Annotated in this window: 17 protein-coding genes and 1 pseudogene; 11 read left to right on the plus strand and 7 right to left on the minus strand. The window is 71.0% G+C overall.

Annotation, left to right across the window (positions count from 1 at the left end; genetic code table 11):
- Nucleotides 1–67: 67 nt before the first annotated feature.
- The 5 genes and pseudogenes from ACZ7PG_RS19520 to ACZ7PG_RS19540 form a co-directional block, all read left to right on the plus strand.
- Nucleotides 68–496, plus strand: a pseudogene (locus ACZ7PG_RS19520) (substrate-binding periplasmic protein); the annotation flags it as partial.
- 7 nt (nt 497–503) lie between these two features.
- Nucleotides 504–1,283 carry an ABC transporter substrate-binding protein gene (locus ACZ7PG_RS19525; RefSeq protein WP_470240420.1) on the plus strand — a complete coding sequence of 260 codons (780 nt, stop codon included), beginning with the start codon at nt 504–506 and terminating at the stop codon, nt 1,281–1,283.
- Between the two features lie 6 nt (nt 1,284–1,289).
- Nucleotides 1,290–2,057, plus strand: a complete 768-nt coding sequence (locus ACZ7PG_RS19530; RefSeq protein ID WP_470240421.1) for an amino acid ABC transporter permease — start codon at nt 1,290–1,292, stop codon at nt 2,055–2,057.
- Nucleotides 2,054–2,794 carry an amino acid ABC transporter ATP-binding protein gene (locus ACZ7PG_RS19535; protein ID WP_470240810.1) on the plus strand — a complete coding sequence of 247 codons (741 nt, stop codon included), beginning with the start codon at nt 2,054–2,056 and terminating at the stop codon, nt 2,792–2,794. Before ACZ7PG_RS19530 ends, ACZ7PG_RS19535 begins: the two co-directional genes overlap by 4 nt.
- A gap of 43 nt (nt 2,795–2,837) precedes the next feature.
- Nucleotides 2,838–3,719: an MOSC domain-containing protein gene (locus ACZ7PG_RS19540; protein WP_470240422.1), complete on the plus strand. Its 882-nt coding sequence runs from the start codon at nt 2,838–2,840 to the stop codon at nt 3,717–3,719.
- Here ACZ7PG_RS19540 and ACZ7PG_RS19545 read toward each other — a convergent pair.
- Entirely contained in the window at nt 3,602–4,408 is an 807-nt protein-coding gene (locus ACZ7PG_RS19545; protein WP_470240811.1) for an SAM hydrolase/SAM-dependent halogenase family protein, read from the minus strand. The two genes, ACZ7PG_RS19540 and ACZ7PG_RS19545, sit on opposite strands and share 118 nt — an antisense overlap.
- A 47-nt stretch (nt 4,409–4,455) precedes the next feature.
- Here ACZ7PG_RS19545 and ACZ7PG_RS19550 point away from each other — a divergent pair, with 47 nt between their 5' ends.
- The 3 genes from ACZ7PG_RS19550 to ACZ7PG_RS19560 all read left to right on the plus strand — a co-directional run bounded on the left by ACZ7PG_RS19550 (nt 4,456) and on the right by ACZ7PG_RS19560 (nt 6,615).
- Nucleotides 4,456–5,460, plus strand: a complete 1,005-nt coding sequence (locus tag ACZ7PG_RS19550; protein WP_470240423.1) for a phosphoribosylaminoimidazolesuccinocarboxamide synthase — start codon at nt 4,456–4,458, stop codon at nt 5,458–5,460.
- Complete coding sequence (locus ACZ7PG_RS19555) at nt 5,381–5,845, plus strand: NADPH-dependent FMN reductase (protein ID WP_470240424.1); 465 nt, start codon at nt 5,381–5,383, stop codon at nt 5,843–5,845. The genes ACZ7PG_RS19550 and ACZ7PG_RS19555 overlap by 80 nt, the downstream gene beginning before the upstream one ends.
- A gap of 74 nt (nt 5,846–5,919) precedes the next feature.
- Nucleotides 5,920–6,615, plus strand: coding sequence for a DUF2334 domain-containing protein (locus tag ACZ7PG_RS19560; RefSeq protein ID WP_470240425.1), 696 nt, complete (start codon nt 5,920–5,922; stop codon nt 6,613–6,615).
- On the opposite strand, the gene ACZ7PG_RS19565 is transcribed toward ACZ7PG_RS19560, so the two are convergent.
- Genes ACZ7PG_RS19565 through ACZ7PG_RS19575 form a run of 3 tightly spaced genes read right to left on the minus strand, consistent with a single transcriptional unit; the run spans nt 6,612 to nt 8,984 of the window.
- Nucleotides 6,612–7,247 carry an MBL fold metallo-hydrolase gene (locus tag ACZ7PG_RS19565; RefSeq protein WP_470240426.1) on the minus strand — a complete coding sequence of 212 codons (636 nt, stop codon included), beginning with the start codon at nt 7,245–7,247 and terminating at the stop codon, nt 6,612–6,614. The genes ACZ7PG_RS19560 and ACZ7PG_RS19565 overlap by 4 nt on opposite strands.
- A gap of 33 nt (nt 7,248–7,280) precedes the next feature.
- Nucleotides 7,281–8,048 carry a tyrosine-protein phosphatase gene (locus ACZ7PG_RS19570; RefSeq protein ID WP_470240427.1) on the minus strand — a complete coding sequence of 256 codons (768 nt, stop codon included), beginning with the start codon at nt 8,046–8,048 and terminating at the stop codon, nt 7,281–7,283.
- 3 nt (nt 8,049–8,051) lie between these two features.
- On the minus strand, nt 8,052–8,984 hold the full coding sequence (locus ACZ7PG_RS19575) for an ArsR/SmtB family transcription factor (RefSeq protein ID WP_470240428.1): 933 nt from the start codon (nt 8,982–8,984) through the stop codon (nt 8,052–8,054).
- A gap of 61 nt (nt 8,985–9,045) precedes the next feature.
- On the opposite strand from ACZ7PG_RS19575, the gene ACZ7PG_RS19580 reads away from it, so the two are divergent.
- On the plus strand, nt 9,046–10,185 hold the full coding sequence (locus tag ACZ7PG_RS19580; protein WP_470240429.1) for an MFS transporter: 1,140 nt from the start codon (nt 9,046–9,048) through the stop codon (nt 10,183–10,185).
- 34 nt (nt 10,186–10,219) lie between these two features.
- A complete protein-coding gene (locus ACZ7PG_RS19585; protein ID WP_470240430.1) occupies nt 10,220–11,716 on the plus strand; it encodes an aldehyde dehydrogenase family protein in 1,497 nt (498 codons plus the stop codon).
- 412 nt (nt 11,717–12,128) lie between these two features.
- Here ACZ7PG_RS19585 and purQ read toward each other — a convergent pair whose 3' ends face one another.
- Both purQ and purS read right to left on the minus strand, forming a co-directional pair.
- Nucleotides 12,129–12,806: a phosphoribosylformylglycinamidine synthase subunit PurQ gene (gene purQ / locus ACZ7PG_RS19590; protein ID WP_470240431.1), complete on the minus strand. Its 678-nt coding sequence runs from the start codon at nt 12,804–12,806 to the stop codon at nt 12,129–12,131.
- A complete protein-coding gene (gene purS / locus ACZ7PG_RS19595) occupies nt 12,803–13,042 on the minus strand; it encodes a phosphoribosylformylglycinamidine synthase subunit PurS (RefSeq protein WP_364610540.1) in 240 nt (79 codons plus the stop codon). Before purS ends, purQ begins: the two co-directional genes overlap by 4 nt.
- Before the next feature lie 160 nt (nt 13,043–13,202).
- On the opposite strand from purS, the gene ACZ7PG_RS19600 reads away from it, so the two are divergent.
- Nucleotides 13,203–14,762 (plus strand): GMC family oxidoreductase, encoded by a 1,560-nt coding sequence (locus ACZ7PG_RS19600; RefSeq protein ID WP_470240432.1) that lies wholly within the window; start codon nt 13,203–13,205, stop codon nt 14,760–14,762.
- 31 nt (nt 14,763–14,793) lie between these two features.
- Here the strand turns inward: ACZ7PG_RS19600 and ACZ7PG_RS19605 are convergent, their stop codons facing one another.
- Entirely contained in the window at nt 14,794–15,219 is a 426-nt protein-coding gene (locus ACZ7PG_RS19605) for a TIGR03618 family F420-dependent PPOX class oxidoreductase (protein WP_470240433.1), read from the minus strand.
- Between the last annotated feature and the right edge of the window lie 28 nt (nt 15,220–15,247).

Below are 15,247 nucleotides of genomic sequence, written 5' to 3' on the forward strand. Positions count from 1 at the left end.
GTCTCCTCGCAGCCTTGGCCTCGCAGTCGTGAGTGCCTTGGCCGACCAGAGCGTGCGAGTCACCGAGGTGAGCATCCAGGCCAAGCAGGGCACGCCGGTCACCGACGAGCGGGGCCTGGCGGGCAAGCGCGTCGCCGTCATCCAGGCGACCGTCGGCGACCACTGGCTGAGCGGCACCGTTCCCACCGCGCAGGCCGTGCGCTTCCCGGACTACGCCGCCGCGCTGACCGCGTTGAAGAGTGGCGCGGTCGACGCGTACGTCCTCGACCAGAGCATCGCGGAGAAGAACGTCACCGACAACCCGGACGCCAAGCTGGTCGTCGTGAAGAGCTTCGTCACTGACGTGCCGCACGGGTTCGCGGTGAAGAAGGGCAACTCCGAGCTGCTCGGCAAGATCGACACCGGGCTCGAGCAGGTGATCTCCGACGGGACCTGGCTTAAGCTGCACCAGCAGTTCCTGCCGACCGTTCCGGTGCCGGCCGGGTTCCAGGGTTAGGAGAAGCATGAAGAAGACACTGGTCACGGTGCTCACCGCGACCTTGCTGGCCGCGCTCACGGCGTGCGGTGGTTCGGACAGCGGTGGCGACAAGACCCTGCGCGTCGGGACGCTGAGCGACTCGAAGCCGAACGCCTACCAGGAGAACGGCAACTACACCGGGTTCGACAACGAGCTGCTGAAGGCCATCGCGGCCAAGGAAGGCCTGAAGCTCGAGTTCGCCGCGACGGAGTTCTCCGCCCTGCTCGGCCAGGTCGCGAACGGCACCTTCGACATCGGCAGCTCGGCGATCTCGCAGACCGACGCCCGCAAGAAGACCGTCGACTTCTCCGCGCCGTACAACTACCAGTCCCTCGGCATCGAGGCCAAGGAGACCGCCGGCATCACCGACGAGAACTCCTTGGCGGGCAAGCGGGTCGGCGTCGTCCAGGGCACGGTCTCGGATTCGTGGCTCGGCACGAACGCGCCGACCGCGCAGGCCGTCCGCTTCCCGAACGACGCCGCCGCCCTCAACGCGCTCAAGACCGGCGCGATCGACGGCGCGGTGTTCGACCAGGCCACGGCCGAGGACTACGCGAAGAACAACGCCGACGCGAAGCTCAAGGTGACCAAGGCGATCACCACGACCATCCCGCACGGGTTCGCGTTCAAGAAGGGCAACACCGACCTGATCAACAAGATCAACGACGGCCTCAAGAAGGTCATCGCGGACGGCACGTGGGTCAAGGTGCACGACCAGTTCGAGCCCACCGCGCCCGTGCCGGCGGAGTTCAAGGCGGGGCAGTAGTCCACAATGGACGATTTCGTCAACACGTTCCTGAACTGGGACTACATCACCCAGGTCCTGCCCGACCTGCTGAAGACCGGCCTGCTGAACACGCTCGTCCTGTCGGTGTCGTCGGCGCTGATCGGCACCGTGCTCGGCATGCTGCTCGCCGTCATGGGCCTGTCCACCAAGTGGTGGCTGCGCTGGCCCGCGCGGATCTACACCGACATCTTCCGCGGGCTGCCGGCCATCCTGACGATCCTCCTGATCGGCCAGGGGCTCGGCACGCTCGCGCGGGACGTCGTCGGCACGAACCCGTACCCGATGGGCATCCTGGCGCTGTCGCTGATCGCGGCGGCCTACATCGGCGAGATCTTCCGGTCCGGCATCCAGAGTGTCGACAAAGGACAGATGGAGGCCAGCCGCGCGCTCGGGATGAGCTACACGAAGTCGATGCTGCTGGTGATCATCCCGCAGGGTGTCCGGCGGGTGCTGCCGGCCCTGGTCAACCAGTTCATCGCGCTGGTCAAGGACTCCAGCCTCGTCTACGTGCTCGGCCTGCTGGCCGGGCAGCGCGAGCTGTTCCGGATCGGCCAGGACCTCGCGGCGAACACCGGCAACCTGTCGCCGCTGGTCGCCGCCGGGGTGTTCTTCCTGGTGATCACGGTGCCGCTGACGCACCTGGTGAACTACATCGACAAGAAGCTCCGGACCGGCCGCAAGGTGCGCCCCGACGAACCGGACGAGGGTGACCCGGTGGAGATCGGTCCCGGGGGGAGGGTGAGCACGTGGTGACGACGGCGGTGCGCTCGTCCAGTGTGGAGCTGCGCGACATCCACGTCAGCTTCGGCACGCTGGAAGTCCTGCGTGGGGTCGACCTCAAGGTCGAGAGCGGCAAGACGACCTGCGTGATCGGCCCGTCCGGCTCCGGCAAGTCGACGCTCCTGCGGTGCGTGAACCGCCTGCAGGAGCCGGACTCCGGCGACCTCCTGCTCGACGGCGAGTCCGTGATCCGGTCCGACCCGGACGCGCTGCGCCAGCGCGTCGGCATGGTGTTCCAGCACTTCAACCTCTTCGGCCACCGGAGCGTGCTGGACAACATCGTGCTGCCGCTGCGCAGCGTGAAGGGGATCAGCAAGGAGGAGGCGTCGGCGATCGCCCGCGCGCGGCTGTCGGACGTCGGCCTGGCCGACAAGGCACCGTACCGGCCGAGCGCGCTCTCGGGCGGTCAGCAGCAGCGCGTCGCGATCGCCAGGGCGCTGGCGATGGACCCCGAGGTGATGCTCTTCGACGAGGCCACCAGCGCGCTCGACCCCGAGCTGGTCAAGGGTGTGCTGAACCTCATGGCGGGCCTGGCTTCGCGGGGGCTGACCCTGATCGTCGTGACGCACGAGATGGGCTTCGCGCGCAGCGTCGCCGACGAGGTCGCGTTCATGGACGCGGGGAAGATCGTGGAGCAGGGCCCGCCGGCGCAGCTCTTCGACGAGCCGCAGAGCCCCCGCCTGCAGCGATTCCTGTCACAGGTCCTCTAGAAACGACGCGCTTCTTCGCCGTGCCCGCGGGTAACCTGCGGGCATGGCGAGGATCGCGCGGCTGACGTACTACCCGGTCAAGGGGTGTGCCGGTACTTCGGTGCCGGTCGCCGAGGTCGGGCCGGCCGGGCTGGCGCACGACCGCGTCTTCCAGGTCGTCGCGCCCGACGGGGACTTCCGCAGCCAGCGTCGCTACCCGATCCTGGCCTCGGTCCGGCCGCGCGTCGACGGCGGCAAGCTCGAACTCGCCGCGCCGGGCGTCGAAGACCTCGTCCTCGACATCCGCCGGGACGGTCCGCGGCACCCGGGCTCGACGTTCTCCTGGCACGGCACCGGCATCCACCAGGGCGACGAAGCCGCCGAGTGGTTCTCGGACCTGCTCGGCCTGCCGTCCGTCCTGATCGGCGTCGCGCCGGACCACGAGCGCGTCACGGGCGGTGAGACACCCGGCACGGCCGCGTTCGCCGACGGGCACGCACTGCTCGTCGCCGGCGAGTCCTCTTTGGACGGCCTGAACGCCCGCATCCTCGAACGCGGCGGCGAGCCGGTGCCGATGGACCGCTTCCGGCCCAACGTGATCGTGTCCGGCTGGGCCGAGCCGCACACCGAGGACGAAGTCCGCGCGATGACCGTCGGCACCGCGAAGTTCGGCTACGCCAAGCAATGCGTGCGCTGCACGGTGCCGATGGTCGACCAGGAGACGGGGAAGAAGGCGGGCCCCGAGCCGATCCGCACGCTCGCGAGCTACCGGCGGCACCCGGACGGCGGCGTGATCTTCGGGATGAAGGCCGCGGTGCTGCGTCCGGGTCAGGTCGCGGTGGGCGACGAGGTGATCGTGCACTCCTGGGCGGGCCCGAGCCCCAGCACGGCCGCGGCGGAACCGCCGTTGACGGCGACGGCGAGCCGTCCCGCCGAGTCGGTGTAGAGCACGCTCGCGCCGGCGGGCACGTCGGCGAAGGTCCGCCCGACCTCGGTGAGCACCGCGATCCGCTCGCTGTGCACGGAAACCGCGCCGGACAGCCCCGACAGCTCCAGGTCGGCCGGGGTAGCGGCGAGCTGGACGTTGCCGAAGTGGTCGACCGTCAGCACCTCCGACACCAGCTTCCCGGGGAACGCCGCCACGAACGGCTCCGGCAGCTCGACCAGGTCGGTCACCGGAGCGCCGAAGTCCGCCGGCGGGACGCCCAGAGCCAGGTGGGCCGCCGCGGGCGCGAAGACGTCCCGGCCGTGGAACGTCGCCGACGTCACCGGCAGCCGCAATGACGGCTCGGCCAGCTCGTACGCCGCCCGGACCCCGCCCAGCGCCTGCGCGGCGGGCAGCAGGAGGCCGTTGTCCGGCCCGACCAGCAGCCCGCCGTCGGCGACGACGACCACGCCGAGCCGGGCCGTGCCGACGCCCGGGTCGACGACGGCGACGTGCACCGCCTCGGGCAGGAACGGCACCGTCTGGGCCAGCGCCATCGCCCCGTGCCGGACGTCCTGGGGTGGCACCTCGTGCGTCACGTCGAGCACCCGCACGGCGGGCGCCAGCCGCGCGATCACGCCGTGGCAGGCCGCCACGAAGCCGTCGCGCAGGCCGTAGTCGGTCGTCACCGAGATCCAGTCGTACGCCATGCCAGCATCATCCATGGTGGCGGAGGGTGCGCGTTAGGGTTCAGCGCGTGACACCCCTCCCCACCCCCGAGCGAGTCGCCACCGGCAAGGTCCGTGACCTGTACGCCGTGGGCGACGACCAGCTGCTGGTCGTCGCTTCCGACCGCATTTCCGCCTTCGAGCGCGTGTTCCCCACCGACGTCCCGGACAAGGGCCGGGTCCTCACCGCGATGAGCGTGTTCTGGTTCCGCGAGCTGGCCGACGTCCTCCCGAACCACCTGATCGCCCACGACGGGCCCGCCATCCCGGAGGCCTTCCGCGGCCGGGCGCTGCTGGTCGAGCGGCTCCGGATGCTGCCGGTGGAGGCCGTCGTCCGCGGCCACCTCGCCGGCCGCGGGTACGCGGAGTACCGCAAGTCCGGTTCGGTGTGCGGGATCGCGCTGCCGCCCGGGCTGGCCGAGTCCGCGCGGCTGCCGGAGCCGATCTTCACGCCGTCCACCAAGGCACGTCCCGGCGAGATCGACGAACACCTCGACTTCGAGACGTTCGCGACGGTCCTCGGCCGCCCGCTCGCCGAACGGGTCCGCGAGGCCTCGCTCGAGCTGTACCGCCGAGGCGCCGCCCGGGCCGCGGAACAGGGCCTGCTGCTGGCCGACACGAAGTTCGAGTTCGGTGTCCGGCCGAACGGCGAGCTCGTGCTCGCGGACGAGCTGCTGACCCCGGACTCGGCGCGCTACTGGCTCGCCGACGGCCACCGCCCCGGCCGCCCGCGGCCGTCGTTCGACAAGCAGCACGTGCGCGACTGGCTGGTCGACCCGGCGTCCGGCTGGGACTGCGTGTCCGCGCTGCCGCCGTTGCCGCCCGAGGTGGTGACCGCCACGCGCAAGCGGTACCTCGAGGCATGTCGCCGCATCACCGGGCGTTCCCTGGCAGACTGGCTGCGTGATCCTGCTGATCTGCGGCAGCCTGCGGGCCGGCTCCGGCAATGCGGCGGTGCTGGGGACCGTGGCGACGCTCACCGCGAGCAAGACGTACACCGGTCTCGGCGCCCTGCCGCACTTCAACCCGGATGACGACCGCGACCCGCTGCACCCCGAGGTCGCGGCGCTGCGGGCGGCGATCAAGGAGGCGGACGCGATCCTGATCTGCACGCCGGAGTACGCGGGCGGCCTGCCGGGCTCGCTCAAGAACCTCCTGGACTGGACGGTCGGCGGCGGCGAGATCTACGGCAAGCCGGTGGCGTGGATCAACGCATCGTCGGTGGCGGCGCCGACGGGTGGCCGCGACGCGCACGACTCGCTGCGGAAGGTCCTGGGGTACGCGGGCGCGAAGATCGTCGACGAGGCGTGCGCGCGGATCCCGGTGTCGCGCGCGGACGCCGTCGACGGGCAGGTCGCCAACCCCGACCTGCGCGGGCGGATCGCCGTGGCGGTGCAGCGCCTGCGTGAAGGCGTCTGACCCTTCCGGCAACGGACGCTCGCCCGTCCTGCGCAGTTCATGGCGACTTTAGACGCGTACGTCCCAATGGTGGCGTGGAAGCTCGCTTGCTGGTTTCGCTGTCGGGAATCACCCCGCGCACGCTGCACCGGTGCGCCGACCTCGCGGCCGAGCTCGACCGCCGCAAAGTCCCGCTCTCGGTGCTGTACGCCGCCCGCACGGGCGGCGGCCCGGTGACGGAGTGGGTGCGCACGCGCGCCCGGGCCGGCGATTCCGTGCTGCTGCACGGGTACGACCACACCGTCACGCCCACGCACCGCACGGTGTACCTGGGCAAGAAGGCCGAGTTCGCGACCCTGCCGGCCCACGAGGCCCGGCTGCGGCTGATCGCCGCGAAGGCCGCGCTGGACAGCACCGGCCTGGCCGTCGACGGCTTCGCACCACCGCGCTGGATCGCCTCGTCCGGGACGCTGCAGGCGTTGGCGGAGCACGGGTTCCGCCTCTGCGCGGACCTCGGCGCGGTCCGCGACCTCGTCACGGGCGAGGTGCGCCGGGCGCGCGTGAGCGAGTTCACGAGCCAGTCGCAGCGCACGGAAACGGTGCGCTGCTTCGCACTGGTGCTGGCGTCGGCCCGCGCGGCTCGCCGGGGCGGGCTGGTCCGGCTGGGGGTGGACGCCACGGACCTCACCCGCCCCGGCCTCCGCCAGGCCCTCCTCGACGCCGTCGACGTGGCGCTGGAGAACCGGGCGTTCGGAGCCACTTACGGCTCGCTGCGCACGGTCGCGGCCTAGAACTTCTCGGGCTCGGCCCGTTCCAGCACCTTGACCTCGGTGCCCTCCGGCGCGAGGTTGCCGAACAGGCCGTAGTGCAGCGCCGGGTTGGCCAGCACGGCCTCGTGGATCGGCACGGCGACCCGCGGCGCCACGGCCCGCAGGTAGTCGACCGCTTCGCCGGCCTTGAGCCACGGCGCGCCCGTCGGGAGCCCCAGCACGTCGATCTTCTGCTCGGGCACGAAGAACGAGTCGCCGGGGTGGAAGAACGCGCCGTCGTCGAAGACGTAGCCGATGTTCGGGATCACCGGGATGTCCGCGTGGATGACGGCGTGCTCGCCGCCGACGGCCTTGATCGAGGTGTCGCCGACCGCGAACGCGTCGCCCACGTTGGCGATGTCGAACTGGACGCCCAGCTTCTCGACCTCCGGCGCGGAGCCCGGGTCGACGATCAGCTTGGCGTCCGGGTTGGCTTCGAGGATCTTCGGCAGCCGCTCGATGTCCAGGTGGTCGAAGTGCTGGTGCGTGACCAGCACGGCGGACAGCTCCCGCTCACCCTCGAACCCGGTGGAGAACGCGCCGGGGTCGATCAGGATCCGCTCGGAGCCGGTCTCCAGCAACAGGCAGGCGTGTCCGAAATGGACGATACGCATCGATGTTCTCCTTCGCAGGTGGTCGATTCCAGCCTAGCCCCGGTTCGTCAGCCGGCGCCGGATGTCGTCGAGGTCGCCCGGGCTCACCCCGGCGTCGAGGAGGTACCGCTCGACGTCGAACCCGTCGAGCGTGTCCCGGATCGCGGCCGCGGTCGTCGTGCCCCGCTCCGCGAGGAGAGCCTCGATGCGCGGCCCCTGGTCCTCGGCGCCCATCTCGGCGAACAGCGCTTTCACGGCCTCGGCGGACAGGTCGTAGTCCGCGGCGATCGCGTCGGGGCCGACGCCGGCCAGCGCCAGCAGCAGGAGCGCGACCAGGCCGGTCCGGTCGCGCCCGGCACCGCAGTGGAACAGGACGCCGCCGGGAGCGGACCGCGCGATCGCTTCGACGACGGCGGCGCAGCGCTCGGCCTTCCGTTCGAGGAAGACGCGGTAGTAGAGCGGGGTGCCGTTCAGCCGGGCGCCGTTGACCTGCCGCCAGAACTCGAGGTCGCCGATGTCGTCGAGGGGAACCTCCACGCGGTCGATGTCCGACGGCGTCGTCACGTCGTCCGCGACGGCGAACTGAGCCGAACCCGCCAGCGCCGTCAAACCGTCGGCCGGCCGGATCTCGTCGGCGTTGCGCAGGTCGATGACGGTCCGGACACCGGCCTCCCGCGCCTGGGCCCACCCGGCGCCGGTCACGAACCGCAGGTCCGCCGCCCTGAAGAAGGCACCGCGGCGGGTCGTGCCGCCCGCGGCGATCGGCAGGCCGCCGAGGTCCCTGGTGTTGTGGAAGCCCTCCCAGCTCACTGCTCTGCTCATGCGTCACAGTCTGCCGGTGAGCAGCGCGTCGCCCAGCTCGGTCCGGCGGTACAGCACCCGGTGACCACGGCGTTCCGACGCCAGCAACCCCGCCCCGCGCAACGCCGTCAGGTGCGCCGAAACCGTCGCCGGCGCCAAGGCGTGCCGCCGGGCCAGTTCGGTCGTCGCCGCCGGGCGGTCGAGGGTGGCCAGCAGCAGCGCCCGCGTCCGGCCGAGGACCTCGACCAGGGGCTCCGGCGGCGCCGCGGACGACGTCCACAGCGAAGCCACCCCGCGGGCCGGGTAGAGCAGCGAGATCTGCCACGGCGGCACCGTCACCACCCCGACGTTCGGCCACGCGAACACCGCCGGGATCAGCAGCAGCCCGCGCGCGTCGATCTCCAGCCGCTCGCGAGCCCGGAGGTCGACCAGGACCGACGTGTCCGACAGCCGCACGCGCGGGTGCAGGCCGGCCAGCATCGACGCGATCCCGCCGGACCCCAGCTGCCGCGTCCGGTACGCGATGTCCGCCGCCAGCAGCTCGCGCAGACGCGGCCACTCCGGCGCGAGCAGCGCGTTCCACACCGTCTCGAGCTGGTCGGCCAGCAGGTCGCGCGCGGCAGCCGGGTCGGCGGGCAACGCGCTGAGGTCGGCGTCGACCATCCCCAGCTCCAGCGCGACCTGGTGCGGCGGCGTCGCCCGGACCGCCCGCAGCTGCGCCTCCGCCGTCGTCTCCGGTCCGTCGGGCGGTGGGCTCAGGAACTCGGTGATGTAGTGCCGCGCGCCCAGGACCGCGGCCAGTTCGGGCACCTCCGGAGCGTCGGCGAGCCACGGCAGGTGCGCCGGGTGCCGCCGGACGCCGAGCAGCGTCTGGACGGCTCCCAGCACCTCCTCCAACGGCGAGATCGCGAAGCGGACGCGTTGCGCGCCGGCCGCCGTCAGGACCAGCTCGATCATCGGTGATTCGCCCTCACCCGAATCAGTGTGCCCTGAGTACGTCACGGACGAGCGTATGAGCATGTCGTTGTTCACCCATCGCGCCTACTGGCGCTGGTCGGCGGGCGTCCAGTTCGCCCGGCTGCCGGCGACCATGGCGCCGCTCGCGTTCACCCTGCTGACCACCGCGACGACCGGTTCCTACCGGCTCGGCGGCGTGCTGATGTCGGTCTACGTCGCCGCCGAGATGCTCTGCGCGGTCCCGGTCGGGCGGCTGCTCGACCGCGTCGGCCCGGCACGTGGCCTGCCGGCGCTGCTGCTCCTGACCGCGGCCGGGTTCGCCGCCGTCGCGCTGGCCGCCGACGCACCCGCGCCGGTCCTGGTCGCGGTCGTCCTGCTGCCCGGCATCGCGGGTGGCGCGCTGTCCGGCGGCTTCCGGACGCTGCTCGCCGACACTGTCGACGACGACCTGCTGCCGCGGGCAATCTCCGTCGACGCGATGATCCTGGAAGGTGTGCTCATCGGCGGTCCGGCGCTGGTCGCGCTGCTCGACCTGGCCGGCACGTTCGTCCCGGTCGCCGCGATGGCCGTCGCCTGCGTGGTCGCCGCCGCGCTCGTCCCCCGACGCGCGGGTGAGCGCGAACGGGTGGAATCCCGCGCCGACGTCCCGCCCGCGCGGCTCGTCACCTACCTGCCGTGGCTGTGCTGCGCGTTCACCGTCGGGCTGCTGCTGTCGACGATCGAGGTCGCGCCGCTCCCGCTGGTCCAGCGCCTCGGCGCGCCCGAGACGGCCGCGCCGGTCGTGATCGCGGTGCTGAGCGGGGCGAGCATCGCGGGCAGCGCGCTCTACGCGTGGCGCGGCAGGACCGGCGACCCGCGGCTGTTCCTCGCCGGGTTCGTCGCCGGTGGGCTCGCGCTCGCCGCCGACCTCGGCTGGGCCGGGCTGCTCGGGTCGGTGGCGGTGATCGGCGCGTGCACGGGACCGCTGGTGGCCACGACGTCGGTCAACCTGCAGCGAGTGCTGCCGAAGAACCGCAGGTCAGCGGGGTTCTCGCTGTCGTTCACGGTCCAGGCGGCGGGCTTCGGGCTGGGTTCGCTGGCCGTCGGCGTGCTGCCGTTGTGGCTCGCACCGTTGTTCGGTGTCTTTGCCGCGGCGATCGCGGGTGCAATGCTGGTGGCGAAGCCCGCGAGAGCTATTGGCACGATGTCAGTAACGTCGTAACCTGGGCTGACCCGCGACCTCCAGGGAGACGCCGATGACTGCCGTCCAGCCGAAGCCGACGTCGGTCGGCGAGACTTTCGACTCGCTGAGCCCGGCGACCGACGAGGTGGTCGGAACCTACCCGGTGCACGACGCCGAGGACGTGCAGGCGGCCGTCGCGCGAGCGCGTGTCGCGGCGAAGTGGTGGGAGGACCTGGGCTTCGCCGGGCGCGCCGAGCGGCTCCGCGGCTGGAAGGGCGTGCTGACGCGCCGGCTCCCGCAGCTGTGCCAGGTGGTGCGCGACGAGACCGGCAAGCCGATCGCGGACGCGCAGCTCGAGAGCGTCCTGGCCATCGAGCACATCGCGTGGGCGGGCAAGCACGCGAAGAAGATCCTCGGCAAGCAGAAGCGCTCGGCCGGCCTGCTGATGTCTAACCAGGCGGCGACCGTCGAGTACCAGCCGCTGGGCGTGGTCGGCGTGATCGGCCCGTGGAACTACCCGGTGTTCACGCCGCTCGGCTCGATCGCGTACGCGCTCGCGGCGGGCAACGCGGTGGTGTTCAAGCCCAGCGAGTTCACGCCGGGCGTCGGGAAGTGGCTGGTCGACGCGTTCGCCGAGATCGTGCCGGAGCAGCCGGTGCTGCAGCTGATCACGGGCTTCGGCGAGACGGGCGCGGCGCTGGTCGGCGCGGGCGTGAACAAGATCGCGTTCACCGGCTCGACGGCGACGGGCAAGCGGATCATGGCCGCGGCGGCCGAGACGCTGACCCCGGTGGTCATCGAGGCGGGCGGCAAGGACCCGGTCCTGGTCGACGCGGACGCCGACCTGGACGCGGCCGCCGACGCGACAGTCTGGGGCGCGTTCTCCAACTCGGGCCAGACCTGCATCGGCGTCGAGCGGGTGTACGTCCACGAGAAGGTCCACGACGAGTTCGTCGCAAAGGTCGTCGAGAAGTCGAAGGACGTCCGCGCGGGCTCGGACGAGGCGGCGCAGTACGGCCCGGTGACGATGCCATCCCAGCTGGGCGTGATCAAGAGGCACATCCAGGACGCACTGGCTCGCGGCGGCAAAGCAGTACTGGGCGGGGAGGAAGCGGTCGGCGACCGGTACGCGCAGCCGACGGTCCTGATCGACGTCCCGGAGGACTCCGAGGCGGTGACGGAGGAGACGTTCGGCCCGACGGTGACGATCGCGAAGGTCCGCGACATGGACGAAGCGGTCGAGAAGGCGAACAACACGAAGTACGGCCTGGGATCGACGGTGTTTTCGAAGTCCCGCGGCGTGGAGCTGGCGGAGAAGCTGCGCACGGGAATGACCTCGATCAACGCACCGCTGTCGTTCGCGGGCATCGCATCGCTGCCGTTCGGCGGCGTGGGCGACTCGGGCTTCGGCCGTATCCACGGCCCGGAGGGCCTACGCGAGTTCGCCCGCACGAAGGCGATCGCACGTCAGCGTTTCACGGCCCCGTTGACGCTGACATCGTTCAGCCGCAAGCCTTCGACGGACGCGATGGTGGCCAAGCTGGTGACGATTCTGCACGGCAAGCGCTGAGGCGTTGCGGGGCTGTGGACAAGTCGCGTCCGCAGCCCCGGAACTGTCAGTGCCCGCCGGTAAACTGGATACCGGGGGCCGAGGGCCGCCCTCCCCATCGGCCGAACAGGTGAACTGCCGCTTCGGCCTCAACGATCTCCTCGCGCGAGGCGTGTGCGCCGGTGCCACCCGGACCGGCACCGAAGTCGCCAGCACGACGAGGAGCACCGCCACCTTCGAATAGAAGTCCTTCAACTTCGCGCTCAGCACACCCGATCTGGTCGGCGGCTTCGACCGCATCAAGATGCAGATCTGCCTGACGGGCGGCGTCCGGTGCAGCCTCCCCGTGCACGCACATCGCGACGGCGTGGCCGAACAGCTCGTCGCCAGGCCGACCTGACCAGTGGGAGGTCCGGCGAACCGGACCTCCCACTCAAGCCTTGATCAGCGCGTCCACCGCGCTGTAGAACATGCCGAGCCCGTCGTCCGACGGCCCGGTCAGCGCGTCGATCGCGTGCTCCGGGTGCGGCATCAGCCCGACCACCCGGCCGTTCTCGCTCCGGATCCCGGCGATGTCGTTGCGCGACCCGTTCGGGTTCCCGCCGACGTAACGGAAAACAACCCGGCCCTCGGCTTCGAGAGAATCCAAAGTGGACTGCTCGGCCACGTAGCACCCGTCGATGTTCTTCATCGGGATGAGGATCTCGGCGCCGGCCTCGTACCGCGACGTCCACGCCGTCTCGGTGTTCTCCACCCGCAGCCACTGGTCGCGGCAGATGAAGTGCAGGCCCTGGTTGCGGATCATCGCGCCGGGCAGCAGCCCCGCCTCGCACAGGATCTGGAACCCGTTGCAGATGCCGAGCACCGGCATGCCCGCGCGCGCCGCCTCGATCACCGGCGTCATCACCGGCGCGAACCGGGCGATCACGCCCGCGCGCAGGTAGTCGCCGTAGGAGAAGCCGCCCGGGACGACGACCGCGTCGACGTCGTGGAGGTTCTCGTCCGCGTGCCACAGGGGCACCGCCTCCGCGTCGGCGTAGCGGACCGCGCGGGCCGCGTCACCGTCGTCGAGCGTGCCCGGGAACGTGATGACGCCGATGCGCGCGCTCACGCGCCGACCCGGGTGATCGTCCACTGCTCGATGACCGGGTTCGCGAGGAAGCCCTCGGCGATCTTCTCGAGCGTCGCGTCGTCGACCGTGTCGTCGACCTCGATCTCGAAGTGCTTGCCCTGGCGGATCTCCTTGATCCCGGTGAAGCCGAGACGGCCGGCGGCGCCGAGCGCGGCCTGTCCCTGCGGGTCGAGGATTTCGGGCTTCGGCATGACGTCGACGACAACTCGGGCCACGGCAGGCTGCTCCTTATTCACGCAGGTCGTGGGTACCCCGCGAGCATAGTTCACCCAGTTCGGCGGGCTGCGGGGGCCGCCGGGAAAACTAGACTGGCCGACGGCGCGCCGCTGCGCCATGATGAGTCGTTGACATCGCGCCAACAGCTGTGGAGGCACCGTGGACTCCTACGACTACGTGATCGTCGGCGCCGGGAGCGCCGGGTGCGTGCTGGCGAACCGGCTCACCGAAGATCCGTCGGCCCAGGTCTTGCTGCTCGAAGCGGGCGCGGAGGACACGGCGGACGAAATCCACATTCCCGCCGCGTTCCCCAACCTGTTCAAGACCAAGTGGGACTGGAACTACGAGACGGTCGAGCAGAAGCACACGGGCAAGCCCGCGTACTGGCCGCGCGGCAAGATGCTCGGCGGCTGTTCGTCGATCAACGCGATGATCTACATCCGCGGCAACCGCGCCGACTACGACGGCTGGCGCGATTCCCACGGCGCCGAAGGCTGGGGCTGGGACGACGTCCTCCCGTACTTCAAGCGCGCCGAGGGCAACCAGCGGCTCGACGGGCCGCTGCACGGCACCGACGGCCCGCTGAACGTCGAGGACCGCCGGTTCACCCACGAGCTGTCGACGGCGTGGGTCGACTCGGCCGTCGCGTGGGGCCTCAAGCGCACCGACGACTTCAACGGCGAGAGCCAGGAAGGCGCCGGCGTCTACCAGGTGACCTGCAAGAAGGGTCGCCGCTGGTCCACCGCCGACGCCTACCTGCGGCCGGCTTTGGAGCGGCCGAACCTCACGGTGAAGACGTGCGCGCCCGCGACCCGCGTCGTCTTCGAAGGCACGCGCGCGGTCGGCGTGTCCTATTTGGACAATGGCGTCGAGACCACCGCGCGCGCGTCGACCGAGGTCATCTTGAGTGGCGGCGCGGTGAACTCGCCGCAGCTGCTGATGGTTTCCGGCGTCGGCCCGGCCGAGCACCTGCGCGAGCACGGCATCGACGTCGTCGCGGCGCTGCCGGGCGTCGGCGAGAACCTCCATGACCACCCGGCGTGCGGGATCATCTGGTCGACGCGGGGCACCACCGACCTGGTCGACGCGGCCACGCCGCGTGGGCTCGTCCGCTACCAGCTGACGAAGCGCGGGCCGCTGACGTCGAACATCGGCGAGGCGGGCGCGTTCTTCCCGACCACCGAAGGACTGCCGGCGCCGGACATGCAGATCCACGTCGCGCCGACGTTGTTCTACGACAACGGAATGCGCGAGCCGACGGTCCCCGGCTTCACATCGGCGGCGACACTGGTGGACGTCGCGAGCCGCGGCCGGCTGCGGCTGAAGTCGTCGAACCCGTCGTGGAAACCGGAAATCGACCCGGCGTACTACGCGGAGTCGTCGGACATGGACAAGATGGTCGCCGGACTGCGGGCGCTGATCGAAATCGGCCGCTCCGGCCCGTTGAAGCGGTTCCTGGACAAGCCGTTCCTGCCTGCGCGGCACGATTTGAGCGACTCCGAGCTGGCGGAGCACATTCGGGAGAACACGCAGACGCTTTATCACCCGGTCGGGACGTGTTCGATCGGGTCGGTGGTCGACCCGCAGCTGAAGGTGCAGGGGGTCGACGGGCTGCGGGTGGTCGATGCTTCGGTGATGCCGGTGGTGCCGCGCGGGAACACGAACGCGCCGACGATCATGGTGGCGGAGAAGGCGGCGGACCTCATTCGGGGGCGGTGAGGGCGGGCCGCGGACGTGAGTTGTCCACAGGTCAGCTCTTGCTCTGATCGTTCGAAAGCCACTTCTCCGGCCGGACCCGCACCAGCACCGACCGCTCACCCAACGCCGACTCGACGTAAGCCTCCGCCTGGTCAGCGGCCAAGTACCGCCCCGCGATCCGCAGCGCCTGCTCGCGCGTCGGGGGCTCGTCGTTCGCCACCACCGGGCCCTCCGCCGTCACGTACTTGTACGGCGGGTTCTCGTCCTGCACCGCCAAGCTCAACCGCCCAGCCGCCCGGATCGACCTGTCCTTGACCGTGTCGCGTTCCATCCAGATCAGCAGCTCGCCGCCCGGCGAATAGTCGTACCAAACCGGGACCGCCAGTGGTGCCCGGCCGGCGCGCTCCACCGCCAGCACCCCCACGTGCACCCCGCTCAGAAACGCCTCGCGCTCGGCTGCGGTCATGACGAAAGACATGGCACTCCCCGGGTAGAAGATCTCCTAC

This window comes from Amycolatopsis sp. NPDC114504 (genome assembly GCF_055633595.1).